At 48.2% G+C, this 14,376-nt stretch carries 9 protein-coding genes; 2 read left to right on the forward strand and 7 right to left on the reverse strand.

Annotation, left to right across the window (positions count from 1 at the left end):
• Positions 1 to 167: 167 nt before the first annotated feature.
• The 6 genes from ACN0YH_RS13600 to ACN0YH_RS13625 form a co-directional block, all read right to left on the reverse strand.
• Positions 168 to 689 carry a hypothetical protein gene (locus ACN0YH_RS13600; protein WP_417380112.1) on the reverse strand — a complete coding sequence of 174 codons (522 nt, stop codon included), beginning with the start codon at positions 687 to 689 and terminating at the stop codon, positions 168 to 170.
• A gap of 498 nt (positions 690 to 1,187) precedes the next feature.
• Positions 1,188 to 3,020 carry an SUMF1/EgtB/PvdO family nonheme iron enzyme gene (locus ACN0YH_RS13605; protein WP_417380113.1) on the reverse strand — a complete coding sequence of 611 codons (1,833 nt, stop codon included), beginning with the start codon at positions 3,018 to 3,020 and terminating at the stop codon, positions 1,188 to 1,190.
• Positions 3,021 to 3,160: 140 nt separating this feature from the next.
• Positions 3,161 to 5,716 carry an SUMF1/EgtB/PvdO family nonheme iron enzyme gene (locus tag ACN0YH_RS13610; RefSeq protein WP_417380114.1) on the reverse strand — a complete coding sequence of 852 codons (2,556 nt, stop codon included), beginning with the start codon at positions 5,714 to 5,716 and terminating at the stop codon, positions 3,161 to 3,163.
• 292 nt (positions 5,717 to 6,008) lie between these two features.
• Positions 6,009 to 6,650, reverse strand: coding sequence for a hypothetical protein (locus ACN0YH_RS13615; protein WP_417380115.1), 642 nt, complete (start codon positions 6,648 to 6,650; stop codon positions 6,009 to 6,011).
• A 442-nt stretch (positions 6,651 to 7,092) separates the two neighbouring features.
• Positions 7,093 to 9,219, reverse strand: a complete 2,127-nt coding sequence (locus ACN0YH_RS13620) for a recombinase family protein (RefSeq protein WP_417380116.1) — start codon at positions 9,217 to 9,219, stop codon at positions 7,093 to 7,095.
• Positions 9,220 to 9,930: 711 nt separating this feature from the next.
• Positions 9,931 to 10,314: a hypothetical protein gene (locus tag ACN0YH_RS13625; RefSeq protein ID WP_417380117.1), complete on the reverse strand. Its 384-nt coding sequence runs from the start codon at positions 10,312 to 10,314 to the stop codon at positions 9,931 to 9,933.
• A 415-nt stretch (positions 10,315 to 10,729) separates the two neighbouring features.
• On the opposite strand from ACN0YH_RS13625, the gene ACN0YH_RS13630 reads away from it, so the two are divergent.
• On the forward strand, positions 10,730 to 10,915 hold the full coding sequence (locus ACN0YH_RS13630; RefSeq protein WP_417380366.1) for a helix-turn-helix domain-containing protein: 186 nt from the start codon (positions 10,730 to 10,732) through the stop codon (positions 10,913 to 10,915).
• 251 nt (positions 10,916 to 11,166) lie between these two features.
• Here the strand turns inward: ACN0YH_RS13630 and ACN0YH_RS13635 are convergent, their stop codons facing one another.
• Positions 11,167 to 12,858 (reverse strand): esterase family protein, encoded by a 1,692-nt coding sequence (locus ACN0YH_RS13635; protein WP_417380118.1) that lies wholly within the window; start codon positions 12,856 to 12,858, stop codon positions 11,167 to 11,169.
• Positions 12,859 to 13,385: 527 nt separating this feature from the next.
• Between ACN0YH_RS13635 and ACN0YH_RS13640 the strand changes: the two genes are divergently transcribed.
• Positions 13,386 to 14,372 (forward strand): DUF1559 domain-containing protein, encoded by a 987-nt coding sequence (locus tag ACN0YH_RS13640; RefSeq protein WP_417380119.1) that lies wholly within the window; start codon positions 13,386 to 13,388, stop codon positions 14,370 to 14,372.
• Positions 14,373 to 14,376: the final 4 nt, after the last annotated feature.

A 14,376-nucleotide genomic window follows, 5' to 3' on the forward strand; every position in this document is an offset into this window, starting at 1 on the left:
GAATTCCATTCACGTTTTCGGGAGCAATATAATTTTCCGAAGCAACTTGAATGGTAACACAGACGCTTCTACAGATTGCATACCAGCATTAGATTGATCTATAACTGATACAATAAATTGAACTGGTTACAGAACGTCAAACGATCTCAATCATTAATCCTATGAGACTATAAGGGCTTTGTCAGATAGGGATCTTGCAATCGCAAAATCTGGAAACTTTTTCGTTTTCTGGACTTCGTTCTGGGGAGTGGTTTGACTTCATGAATGGACAACCAGATTTTTATTTTTAACTTCAGATCGAAGGGGACAGCTCGATGTTCCCATTTCTGTGTAGATCCGACTGCTAATTCATCTGAAGAGTGAGACAGGATCTTGTATTTACCAAAGTGGTAACTTCCTACTTCTTTCTCGCCGGAATTCCAATCAATCGCATATTGATCAATACCATCATCAAGAGAACTGGCAGCCAACTCGCCACCTCTCACCATCCATTCTTTATTATTAATCCGAGTCGCCTTGAGAATCGTACCTTCGGTTGCCTTGGGATTCGCCCAAATGAAGATGTGATACGTTTCGATTTTGTTATTTCCCATCTGAGATTCATGAAAAAAACTGTGGGGATATTCTTCTGCAAGAGCAATATTTTCTGCAATCATTACCATAAGCATAATCGTCAATATTTTATACATGATCGATTTCTCCAAATTTTCGGGGCTATGATACTTAATGGCTCAAGTCAGGCCTGTTTGATGCATCTGATATTTTCTTGATGGCTACTAACCTGTTCAACAAATGATACCTGTCACCGGAATTTTCTTCCGATAATGCAATGATCCCTGGGCTTAAAGTTCTGATAGATTCATACTCATTTGGTCAACTTTTGAGTCTGACAACCTCACTGAAAGCAGCGGTCACGCACTGTGAATAAAGTGTCCAGAATCTTACAATCTGGTAACCATTCACGTACGAAAATCTTATCGGTTCGGTCCTGACAAGAGTTTTAACGGTAATTCAAGTCTCTTGACAGTTGAATAAGGAACTTTGAGAGGGAATCTTGCAGAGAATTGAGCGAATTTTGAAAATTTGTAGTTTAAGTGTCTAATCGCGTATACGGTCAGTGTTCCATCCGCCTCTGCGGGGTCTTTGGTTGCGACTGCATTTTGATTCCTGTGAGCCTTCGTTGTGGATTACTTGACGTAACTGCGAAGCACACGAAAGCCGAGGATGCAGGCGCAAACACTTCCCTGGAGGTCAGGAATGTCCCTATTTCGGCGTGCTGAACGACAGAGTTCAGAGCCACTTAACCAAGCACTTCCCCGGTACACCCGCTTCGATCCTGATGCAGGCCCCATCGGATCGGTAACTGCAGCACTCGGGTAATCACCATACCAGTCCTTGCACCACTCACAGACATTTCCGTGCATATCGTACAAACCAAACTGATTCGGTTTTTTCTCTGCAACCTGACATGCATATTCATCATAATAACTATTCACATTTTCATAAAACCAACAGTATTCTGTTAGATTCGTTGCATCATCTCCAAAACAATAGGCAGTATCGCTCCCTGCCCGGCATGCAAATTCCCATTCTGCTTCCGTTGGTAAACGATAGCCATCTCCCTCGGATTCATTCAACTTATTAATAAACTCATGGGTATCTTCCCAACATAAATACGTTGCCGGATAATCGTTTCCTTCATTCACCCAACGATTTCCACTCCAAGGAGTCGTCCCCATCACAGCTTTCCATTGTCCCTGAGTGACCTTGGTCGTACCTACATAATAGGGCTTGGTAAGCTTCACTTCATGTTGCACTTCATCTTCACCTCGGTTCGATTCCGATTCTGGAGACCCCATCAGAAATTCCCCGGGAGGAATCAAACGAAATTTCATACCAATGGAATTACTGATTTCCACATCCAATCCCAGATGTGCAGCCCATGCCTGTTGACCTGCTTTTGCAGCTTTGGCATCAAACGGTGCTATCAACATAGCAGGCTGCTTAGGGTTGGTTGGTTCCCGGGATGAATTCTCTAGCTGCTGTGCGAAATCATCGCGATGCGATTTTATATCGACGATTTCCTCGATCTGATCTCTTCCCCTGGCTTCAATAATTTGATTGTCAGATAAACTCTTCACAAAGGCTTCTACCGATTCGAAGCGTTGATCCCGTTCCTTCGAAAAGGCACGTTCAAATACGGACTGCAATTGTTGCAAGTGTTCTGGCAAAGCTGGCACGGGAGCTTGTTCCACCGCGTAGGCCAGTTGCTTGCCACTACCTTGGAACGGAAGTTGACCGGTCAAGAGTTCCCAGGCAACGACTGCCAGACTGTACTGATCGGAGCGTCCATCCTGTGGTTGACCGAGCCATTGTTCATGCGGCATATACGACTCGGTTCCCGAGACCGAGAGACGTTGCTGGCTATAGCGGGACATACTGGTTCGCAGTTCGGCTGCCAACCCGAAGTCAATCACATGTACCTCTTTTGTTTCAGGATCGACGATCACATTGTCCGGTTTGATATCGCGATGGATGATCTTCTTCTGGTGTGCATAGTCTAAAGCCCGAGCTATGGGCTGCAAGTATCGAATCACTCGTCCCAGCTCCAAGCCCGTTCGATCAGGATCAGAAGACCGCATCAGTTCGCGTAGTGTGATGCCCGGAATGAACTGCATCACCTGGAAACAGCCCAGTTCGCGCGATTCACCCAGGTCGAAGAGCGGGCAGATTGATTCATGGTGCAGCGCCTGGACGCGGCGGTATGCAGCTCGAAAATCCTGAGTGGCATCCGGATGGTGACGCAATGCATCGGGCAGAAATTTCAGAACGACGTGTCCCTCCCGTTTCTCATCCTTCCGGCGAGGGTCAATGGCCAGCCAGGCCTGGCCCATTCCCCCATGACCGAGCATTCGTACTAACTCAAAACGGTCCGCTTGTTGCCCCGGCTGTAAATTAGCTGCAGGAGCTTGCCCATGAAAAGAAGGTTCCTGGCCGTGAGAATGATACTCATTTGACATAAATTAAACCTGCTCTTTCCTCTTCGGTTAAACTGGTTCGATCCTCCACTGCGGCACCTCTGGTCGTGGCTCCGCCTCGCTCCCTGCGGGTCTCCATTGCGGATTACGCTCTGCTTATACTAGTTTCAGCTACCTTCAGCTTACTTGATGGAACTGCGGAGCACACGAAAGCCGAGGTAGTAATCCCGGTTCTTAGGAGAGTATCTGCTGCGGATAGCTGACCGGCAACTACTGGAGCCGCCGATACAGCCACCACCTCGATATACCCGGCCCGAGCATGCTTCAGGGCCAGTTGGATCACTAACTGCACCAATTGAATATTTACCATACCAGTCTCGGCACCACTCCCAGACATTGCCATGCATATCATATAAACCAAATGGGTTCGGCCTTTTTTTACCAACCTGATGTGCATATTTCTCATTTTTGTCCCATGTATTATCTCTGAACCAGCCATATTCGGACAGGCACTCTGGATCATCTCCAAAATAATACACACTCAGGCTGCCTGCTCGGCACGCGTATTCCCACTCTGCCTCAGTAGGTAGGCGATAATAATCTCCCTCTAGTGCACTCAACTTATTGATAAATTTCTGAGTTTCTTTCCAGCTTACATACACTGCCGGATAATTATCTCCTTCCTTCACATATTCCCTTCCCTTCCAGGGAGTCGTCCCCATCACCGATTTCCAGTGTCCCTGGGTCACCACCGTTGAACTCAGGTAATAGGGACTCGTAATCCGCACCTCATGTTGAAGCTCATCGCTACGTCGATTCGCCTCCGATTCCGGAGACCCCATCAGAAATATGCCAGGAGGAATCAAACGGAACTTCATGCCTATTGAGTTACTGATCTCGAGATCCAAACCCAGCTCAGAAGCACAGTCTTGCTGAGTTTGGGAAGTAGCTTCGGCATCAAACTGAGTAGTCAGCAACTCCGGAGAAGATGTCCCGGATACGAGATTTCCCTTAATTAAAGCATCCCCGTCTGATTGAATATTCTGTGGATCATCAAAGCACCGCTCAGCCAGGATGGTCATTTCTAAAGGCGTCAATTGATACCTTCGTTTTGCTAACACATCCCCCTGGAATTTGCCCCAGGCAGAATAGGGAAAGCTCTCGTCTTGCGGGTGCTGTTGATGGAATGTTTCAAAGAAAGCACGAATCTGGGTTTCCAGATCCTGCTTTCGTTTGACTACAAGCTGAATCTTTGACTCCTGTAGTTCCTTTTCCAGACGCTGTGTTTCAGAGTCGATCTGCGTTTCATATTTCTTTTGAGTCGTTTTCAAGGCCTGTTCAGCATTGAGCGAATTGATCAGGACTTCTACATACTGAAACAACTGTTCTGGATTTGCCTCAGGAACGACCTTGAGCATTTTCGAGGGCCCCCTTTCACCAGCCAGGATCAACGCTTTGAGCTGTTCGTCTTCAGAATCGCTGATCCCTGCGGGTCGTTTAACTTGACATTGATCCTGTAAGCTGTTGACCCGCTCACTCAGCTTCTGTAGCCCTACTTGGTGCTCCTTCATTAACGGATGCGTTCCCGCTGCAATCAGTTCCAGCGTCTGTTGTAACTGGTCTCGTTTCCCCTCCAGTTCCAAGATCACTTCCGGAATATCGGGAACCCCATCTATGGTCACCTGCGGTGCCTTGCGAGACTGGATTTCAAAGACCAGGTCTCCGAGATTGATTGATGCCGGATCGACCTGCGGATTTGATACCAGCTTCAACTCCTGGTTCAGATCTTTCAGGATTTTCCCAATACGAGCGGCCATCGTACCCGCATCAATGATGCGGTGCTCGGGCAGTCTCTCCATTGCATCTGAGATCAGTTCATCAATCCCCTTCGGAAGGTCGATTACATAAGCCGAAGGTGTTTTGAAAAAGCCAACCGGTTGGACTCCCGTCAGTAGTTCATACAACATGGCTCCGACACTGTAGAGATCTGCCTGACCGGTGACTTTTGCTGCAGATCCCTGCTGCTCAGGGGCTACATAGACTGGTGTTCCCATACTAGCCACTGTCTGAGTCATACCACTGGTCTGTAACCGTGCGATCCCAAAATCGGTCAACCAGGCATGTAAGCCTTGTTCATTCCGTTGCACCAGTACGTTATCCGGTTTAACATCTCGATGAATAATGCCATGCTGATGAGCGAACTGGAGTGCTTCACAGATTTGATAGCAGATGGTCAGTTTTTCTACGACAGTCAGCCGCTCAGAGGCACTCATCAGTTCCCTCAAACTCTGACCATCCACCAATTCCATCGTAATATACAGCAGCTTTCGCTCTTTCCACTCCCCAATATCGATGGTCCGTACGATATGGGGATGCCGCAGATCATCAACGCGGCTTTCATTTAAAAATCGTTCCCGACTGGAGTCAGCACTATCGATCGAAGCCCGCATCACTTTGAGCGCACGAGCCTGGTTTCTCAATTGGTCGACAACCGCATAGACTTCTCCCATTCCTCCACGTCCCAGACGTTCGGTGACAGTAAATCGCTCTGTGACCACATCTCCCTCTGAAAAACGCCAATGATCCCCGTTGCTGGAAGCAGACTGAATTACTTTGGACTGAGAACCACGGGTGGGATCGGAACCAGGTTCCGCAAACTCCGAATTAATCAGAGGTTCTGCTGCATTTTTCCCATGCGGCTTACGGGTAGGATATTGGGAGGGGTTATAATCAGACACCAACGTTTCTCCGCCAGGCATTCAGGGTTTCAGTTCATTGAAGAATTGTAAATCAGTATACTTACTCAATGCAGCAATGTCACATTAATGAGAGTTTCTTGCATTTCTGGTCATTGGCCAGTGGCAGTGCTTTTTCAGTCTCACCCGCACGATTAGAGGTAAATTCCATGTCTGTACCGATGTCGTTCACTCCTCTCAGTTCCGATCCTGAACTAATCCGGGTGTGACCAATTGAAATAAAAAACCACGCCGCAGGAGTGCGAGCGTGGTATTGTGCCAGTTGATTACTCTCTCAACCTGACATCATCATGCAATCATCATCATCAAAGGTCTCGGTTTTCTCTTCGATGTCGGCAACGGTTTCTCGTGGAGCATACTCGGAGGCCCGATTCATGGCATCCAGAATCGCAAGCGTATCGGCATCGTCTGCCTCTGCCTGGTAAACGCCTTCAGCGCTGTCCAGTGAGGTGAGGATTTCGTTAAACTTGTCCATCTGGAACTGACCTTCAACGGTAGCCTTCTCGACGTATTCCTGGAGTTCAGTCAGGTCCATTTTGTTGACCAGACCTTCCATGCCCAGGTCACGCAGGACCCGTTCATTCTCTTTCAGCTGAGTTACACCGTGCAGGATCCGCAGGTTACGCGATACCAGGTTCAATTGCCGATCGCGGGCTTCCACCTGGGCATCCAGCTCTTTGACTTTCCGCGCGAACTGCAGTTTCTGACGATCTGAGCCACATTGGACACCTTTTGCGAAAAAGGCCTCTTTCTGTTTTTCCAGTTCTTCGATCTCCCGATTGACACGGGCTTCTGTCTGTTCGACTTTGATGCGCTCACGGCGAATCTCTTCTGCAGTCACGTTTTGCAGATTCTGTTTCGAAATCTGGCCTTCCATCGAAAAGAGGGCCAAAAACCACTTAAGCAGTTTGAACATGATTGGTGTTCTCCTTGATGATCGGGTTGAGGGAAAGTGAGTGCTGCTGAAAGAGATTTAAGATGCAAAGTGTGAGGATCTTGCAATCTTGTCACCAGAAATCTGAAAAATCCGTGATTTCGAATTGCTGGAGTCAATTTCTCCCTCGTCTCAACTGTGATTCAGGGAAGGCATGTCCCAGGTATAAGACATTCTTATGAAAACTCTTTCAGTGTGACCTTCAGGTTCAGGGGAATGCATCACAGAAACAGAGGGGGCAGAGAATGATGTTTCCGTGGATGTAAAAACAGATAAGTACAGACCAAACAAGTGAATAGATCCCATTCCTGTTCTCTTTTTACGCAGACAGTCAGTCGCCCTGATATCTAAAAAAATGATATGGCCGACCACCCGCAAAGGTGGTCGGCATACTGAAAGTGACCGGAATAAAAAACAGTGACTGTCAAAGTAATTTTCTGCGAGTACGTCCGTCGGGTACAGGTAACCCACGTTGCTCGTGCCAGTATTTGACTGAGCTGGTCACCGTATTCCGGTCGACATTCAGAGCTTTGGCTATCTTTCCATACTTCACTTTCTGTCTGAACAGTTTCATGACCTCCTCCGCGATCGCCTGATACGGGGGCGGTTCTTTGTGTTTCACAGCAAGTCGCGATCGACGGGAACGTCCATCCGGTTTTTTCTCGCCCCGTAGTTCAAAGACTTCATCTATAAGCTTCGTGACCCTGCTGCGGCTGACGCCTAATGCTTCAGCAATTATGAATTCCGGTTCTTCAGCGTCGTACATCCGTTTGGCAATCTCGCGCTGCTGATCTGCTTTATCCGGCTGGATGAAGTCAATCACGACTTCTTCACCCTGTCCAGTCCCCTCAACCGAAGCTGAGGTGTCAGCAAGGAAACTCGAAATGCCTCTGAAGTTGAGCCGGAATCTCCCTCGAAAGAAATTCCGTTTTCTGAGAGGGATCTCGTTTTCTTCCAGAATGATTTCCCCACCAACAAGGGCACTCAGGGCCCTGTTGGCGGCAGGCGAAGATTCCTTCAGAACACCAAACAACTGCTTAAGCCGTTCCCTGAGCCATGCTTTGGAAGGTGTTCCCAGGTTGTGGTTCCGTTCCAGCCGGAGCTGTTTCAGCTCATACTGGATTTCTTTCTGTTCTTCCTTCCTGGATTTGAGACGTCGCTGCAAATCCTCTGGGGCATCCCCCTGTTCGACCAGATCGACAAGGCGCTCGATCTTTTGAGTCACCTGGAATAACTCCCGCTCTTTCTCTCTGATCGTCGCAGGGACCCGGTTTTCGTATTCCCGATGCAGCTTCAGAAGATCATTGAAGACACACTTAAACCACTGATCATCCTCCAGAATGACCGTCCCGATTCTTTCGAGAATCATCGATTCCAGCAGCTTTAATGGCACAGAGGTGATAGATTTACAGGTACCACGTTTACCGCCGCGACATCGGGCTCGCTTGCCATCAGAATGGAACGGGCTACCACACTGGGCACACTTCAACAGCCCATGCAACAGTCTGACTTTGCGGCGACCGTTCGTTTCGGTGGAAGAGCCGGTAAACTTACCATTAGTACGGCGGTGCTTTTCCCACTTTTGTGCATTCGCATCCAGTTGTTCCTGTGCTCTCCGAAAAGTGCTGTCATCAATGATACGTAGATGGGGAAATTCACGTTTCCATTGTTCACTCTCTTCTTCCGAACGTGGCTTCTGACAAACAATACCTGTTTCTGGGTCACGCACGTTTTGCATCTCTCCCCAGGGCCAGTCACCAACATATTTCGGATTCGACAACAGATTCACAATAAGGTCATGGTGCCACTCTTTACTCGAAGAACGATGATCTTTAGGCGCCTTTAAATGATTGAGTCTTTTGACAATCTGGCCAATTGACATTCCTTCATCGACATACCAGGTAAAGATCTGACTGACCCACTCTGCGTGCTCCTGGTTGATCACATATATTTTTCGCGGCTTACTGTTACGGCCTGCGCGATTCTGTTCCGATCCCAGTACTGGCTCAGAGCCATAACCGAAACACCAGTCGCCCACAGAATAACCACTGAGCAGGGCCCCCTCCTGCCCCCGGATAACAGCTGCACTTAAATCTTTAATGAACTGTTCATGGATCAGCGCAAAAATCGCAGCGATAACTTCCCAGCCCGTTGTATCAGTGTCGATACCTTCAGTCACACAAATACAACGAACACCGTAGACATAGACGAGCTTCTTGAGGATCGGTAAGGTAATCACCGATTCTCGAGCCAGTCGGCTCAGGCTATACAAATAAAGTACATTGAATCTTCCCTGCTTCGCTGCCTCCAGCATTTCATTCAGGCCCTCTCTTTCAAGTTTTGTTCCGGATACGGCCCTGTCTTCAAATTCGTTAGCAGATAGAATAGTATGGCCTAATCGGGAGGCGTGTTCCCGGCACTTTTGTTGCTGCTGATCGATACTTTCATCGCGTTGGTTATTCGAACTGAAGCGAGAATAATCAGCGGCTACTACCGGGACATCCGGGGATTCCGACTTCTTTCTGCCGCGCCGTCGTTTTCGAGCATACACAGCAGTTGATTCGCTGGTGGCTGGGGCAGGAGCATGGCTAAAATCGATTTGTGCTGAAAGTGTGCTGAAACGATTGACAAATAACAGAAAACAACCAACACTAACCAGAAGTAACCATAAGGCTGCTTCCCCTACAAAAATAGGGGTTTGACGCTTAAACGCTACTATGCTAGAGTAAGATAAAAACAGGGAGCCGAGTTTCCCCCTCTCTCCGCTTATTTGATTGCCGTTGAGTTGTAACCCTATAACTCAGCGGCATTTGCTTTATCTGGACCGCTCCAGAGCTTCCCATTTGTGGCACATTTTGTGGCGTTTTGTGGCACGGGGGTTCTCTGAAAGGCTCTGTTGATGAAGCAATCATCAAAGCAAAACCGTAAGGCATCATTCCGAATCGGTAAAGTTCGTGGCGATCTCCGCGGTAAAATCTGGTATCTCACCTACCATGAAAATGGAAAGCGTTTGCGACCCAAAATAGGACCGGATAAAGAAGAGGCGCGGCAGATGGCCGCGCGTATCAATTCCCAGTTGGAGACACATACTCACTCAGTCTTCAATTTTGAACCGGTTCAAATCGATGATTTGCAAACCAGATGGCTTAACCATCACGAACAGGTATCGCGGTCCTCATTACAGACCATCCGCCGTTACCGTGCTGCGACAACTCACCTGATTAACTTCATCGCGCAAAAAGGAGTCGCTTCGAAAACATCACTATTCCAGGTCGGACATGCAGAAGAGTTCGTCCATTATCTGCGCACGATCAAAGTCGCTCCCAATGGTCATAAGAATTCGCAGAAACGGCCCCTGCTCGACATAGGCATCAAATACATTTTGCAATGCTGCCAAAGTATGCTTGGCTATCCAGCGATGAAAGGTCCCGGGAGTGACGATCGTAATCAGTTTGTTGATCGATTTTCCGAGCGGCTTACCATATTTCAAGAGCTGCGCACGTTCGTGTGGTTTTGTGTGAATCTCACCTGGTAGACGATCCTGCAGAATCCGGTTCTCATTTTTCAAGTAGAGGACATATTTGGCCAACAGGCTGTCAAAAGCAGTCGCAATCAGTGTCGGCAGGGGATGAAAAAGTTGGATCATCGTGGTAAAATCAGTCACATTGGTAACATGCTGTAAAATAAGGTGATGTCACTATATTTGTAGCCCGCTGAGACACGGTTTACATTCGATTGACGACCTCTTTCAGTACTCTGCAGGGCCGCAGAGTTGACTCAGCTCACCTTTAATACCGGTGTCGCGGCTGCTGTTAACCTGCCAGTCAAATCTTCGAAAGCTACGAGTTACCTCCGAGTCGCTGTGGACTTTCACTTTTGTAAGTTTCACTGACTTCACAAGTTCCGGAATCAGCCCGTGCAAAAGTCGTTACGAAGAGGGTTTTGTACGGGACAAGGGCTCCCAGTTCCCTGGAACATCTTCCCCATCCTCGAAGTTCTGAGGCAGAAAATCAGAGTCTTACGAATGGAAAGCTTCTCGGAATCGCTGGTTGAATCAGAGAGTGGAACATCTGGATTTGTTTAAAGATCGAGCCAGACTGCATGACGAACTGCTAAGTGAGATTGAACATGTCTGTATTGATGAGATCCTGTCACGATGTCAATATAATCAGGCAGCCGCTGCACGCATTCCAGGCATGGCCCTTAAAACTCTCAGGTCAAAGATCACGCAATCCGTACCTGATTAGATTTTTAAAGAAACTCAACTGCCTCATTGTGAATTCCCAGATAATTCTGAGACATTTTGGCAGTACGTCTTCCTGTTGAATTGAATTAACGCCTGATAACATAGAGTTTCTCTAGACTGTCTCCAGTTTTACTGTAACGTCTCCAAGGCTGCCTGGCCCGAGTATATTAGATTGAGAGACAGTATACTTAAATGTCATGCGCTCTAGGTAGATCAACCAAAGAGTTTGTATCACTGAAAACGAAACCAGCATTAATCTGTTGTTGTATGCTGCGTTCCCAAAAGTCTTATCAGAGCATCAGGGACATTATATCGCCAGTAGAAATAACCGTGACCGCTGGCGTATTCATGCAGTTGAACTAGGTAGCCTTTTGCTTGCAACACGTCACGCAAATGCCTTGTAGTACCGAGAATACTCCCCCCGCCTCGCGGATTGGATTCGAACTGGCCTGCTTCAAGATAAAAATGAACGTCTTCTACAGGAGCGGTCACAAACTGTCGGGTCAACCATTCTGGCTCTACTTCCGACATCTCCGGGGTGGAACGGGGTGACCACCAGAATGAACCGGACTGACAATAGACATTGCCAAACAGCTCCGGATGTTTTAATCCCGCATACGCGGCGGCAAGACCACCATAGCTGGCACCGGCAATAACTGTCTTTTCTCTGGTTGTATCCAGCTTCTGCTGCCTGATCCAGGGAAATAGTTCTTCGGCCAGGAAACGGGCCAAATCAGGATTGCAGGGTAGCTCGAGTGATCGGCTTTCACCACTGGGATTACTTATAAAAACGACTGCCGTCGGAGGGATCATCCTCATCGCAATCAAATTATCCAGAATTACTGGCAGTTTGATGTCATTGAGGTATTTTTCACCATCAAACACCAGCAGCAGACATTTCTGCTTTGAAGCGGCCTGATAATCGTGCGGTCGATACACAAACAGATCACGTATGTTTCCGAAAATCTTGCTACTGAATCGATGAGTCTCTACTTTTCCCGCAGGAGTGTCATTGTTTTTTATAATCCATGGTTGCTTGGAAGCACCCGGGAGTTCGACAAATGATTCGCCGTCGTACTGGTCGACTGCATCTTCAGGAAAATACTTCTTATTAAATGGATCGTGTTGGGCAGTCGCCAGTATTGCGCGCCGTCGTTCCCAGAATGTACCTTTAAATTCAGGAACATCGGGGGCCAGTTTATATCCAATGCGTGACGAAAGAGGTACCCGATAACTGCCAAACCAGACATCCGAATTTTTAAGCCGCCGCAGCTCATCGTGATCGCCTGAAGGCGCACCGAACAGACGTACGTTCCGAGAAGCGCCGCGCCAGAGGAAAGTGACCAGCGCGGTTCCCTTTGACAATGGGGGTATAACGTTTGCTGTTTCAATCAGTGGTGTACCCTGTTTCTGCATTTCCTGCCAGAACTGCTCAGTAGAACCACTCGTCGAAACTGTTTCCTCAAGTTCACGGAGCCTTGGACTCTGAAGTACATCGGGGGGAGGAAACTGTTCATTTCGCGGTATAAATGCTTTCAGCTGAATCGAAAATGACGCGGGTTCTGCTGCCGAGACCTCCAGTTTGTAGGGACCTTTATTTTCTACAATGAACCGAAAATCCTGCCGCATAGCTTCTCCCCTGGCCAGCATCCGCACCTGTTGATTTTCGCGGTTCAATAATGCCAGAGATAATTGAGGTCCTGCCAGCTGGCCTTGCACATAATCTCCTTCAGCAGCATTCAATTCATAAACTTGAGTCTGTCCAGAATCAAGCTTGCCTTTTGTGGTTGCGTAGCCGGATAACTGGCTGATCGAACCAGATTTCAATCCCCGCGATCCCACTTCGCTTTGCCCTGGCTGTTCTGCGGCGGTGGTTTTGGTAAAGAGGATCAGAAGGAAGATGGCAGCATTTACTAACGTGGTGTGAAACTGGTTTCCGGCCATCGAAGTCACCTTTATAAATCAGAATGCGAGTCGAATCAGGATAGATTGGGGAAGGCTCCCCAGACAATGGAAATTGTGGAGCGACAGTCCGTGCGATGGCTGGATGGATTGGTCGTCGTAGCTGGATCGACGCTGCATGTCAGAATATATTTCAATGCCCGACCCAGAAATCGATCTCTGAATTATCTTAGCTCAATACCCCTGAGAATCAATTGACTCAAGCTGCTATAAAGCATTTTCGGACCTATCATTCCGAAAACGCCCATGGCTATCGTTTCGACACCGATGTCGGTTTCACTGACAGCCACTCTGTTAACCCTGCACTCACATCTCATATTTCCTGCATTGTATCAGGTATTGATCAAAGACAATGCCGGTCTGAAACTCGCTGGAACGATTGTTGCAGTAATAAACAGTTCGTACGCCGATGGACTTCGCCAGCCAGCAGCCAGCCTCCGGATCACCTTCTCAATCCACTCGTCCGTCTATTTCACAAATGAGTTATTTATATTGAGGAAGGTACTTCCATGCGTTTAAGACGTGGCTTTACCCTGATTGAACTTCTTGTGGTGATCGCCATCATCGCAATTCTGATCGCTTTACTTTTACCCGCTGTGCAGCAGGCGCGTGAAGCGGCCCGTAGAACACAGTGTAAAAATAATATGAAACAAATCGGTCTGGCGATGCACAATTATGTCAGTACCTATGGTGAGACGCTTCCCAATGCGGGTAACCCGCTGACCAGTGGCTACCCCGATGACTTCTCACCTCTGGCTCGTCTGCTGCCGTATTCCGATCAGACAAACCTCAATAATCTGATTGACTTCAACCTTCATCTGGGACACCCCGCATTTCAACCCTTGCCTGCTGAGCTGCAACCTGTGGCCAAAACGGTTATTCCCATGTTTCTGTGCCCCAGTGACCCGGGCCCCCAGGTGGCAATCGAGCCTTACCAGAATTTATATGAGTATGCCGGTTGTAACTACGCAGCTAATCAGGGAGACGGCGTCGATTTCGACAATGGCAGTACCTATGACCCTATTCATCCGCTGGCTCCTGGCAATGGTCTTTTCTGGGTAGGAGCGAAAAACAAAATGCGCGACATCGTTGACGGAACGACGAATACGATCGCCTTTGCCGAATCAACACGCGGCCCGGGTACCAACACAACCGGAACCAATAATGACGTGAGAATGTATCGCATGGAAGGAGGGTATCCCGAGGTTGCAGCTGCGCCTCCCTATCCGAACACAGAAGGCTCGCGAATGCTCTCCTGGTTGCGCGGCAGTGTTCCCTTTGGACCGGTCATGAACGGCTATCTGACACCCAACAGTAAAGTTCCGGACGCTGTTACTGGTTCATCCAAACTGACGGCGGCTCGCAGCTATCACAGCGGTGGTGCTAATGTCGTTCTCTGCGATGGCAGTGTTCGCTTTGTCGGGGATTCGATCGATCAGACTCTCTATCATGGGCTCTGGACACGTGCCGGAGGTGAAATCATCGGCGAATTCTAAGCCT

Source organism: Gimesia sp. (assembly GCF_048262075.1).
Classification (GTDB): domain Bacteria; phylum Planctomycetota; class Planctomycetia; order Planctomycetales; family Planctomycetaceae; genus Gimesia.

What these genes read in the sequence shown, in the direction of transcription:
- ACN0YH_RS13600 (WP_417380112.1), bottom strand. Translation starts at nt 689, where the DNA reads ATGTATAAAATATTGACGATTATGCTTATGGTAATGATTGCAGAAAAT.
- ACN0YH_RS13605 (WP_417380113.1), bottom strand. Translation starts at nt 3,020, where the DNA reads ATGTCAAATGAGTATCATTCTCACGGCCAGGAACCTTCTTTTCATGGG.
- ACN0YH_RS13615 (WP_417380115.1), bottom strand. Translation starts at nt 6,650, where the DNA reads ATGTTCAAACTGCTTAAGTGGTTTTTGGCCCTCTTTTCGATGGAAGGC.
- ACN0YH_RS13625 (WP_417380117.1), bottom strand. Translation starts at nt 10,314, where the DNA reads ATGATCCAACTTTTTCATCCCCTGCCGACACTGATTGCGACTGCTTTT.
- ACN0YH_RS13635 (WP_417380118.1), bottom strand. Translation starts at nt 12,858, where the DNA reads ATGGCCGGAAACCAGTTTCACACCACGTTAGTAAATGCTGCCATCTTC.
- ACN0YH_RS13640 (WP_417380119.1), top strand. Translation starts at nt 13,386, where the DNA reads ATGCGTTTAAGACGTGGCTTTACCCTGATTGAACTTCTTGTGGTGATC.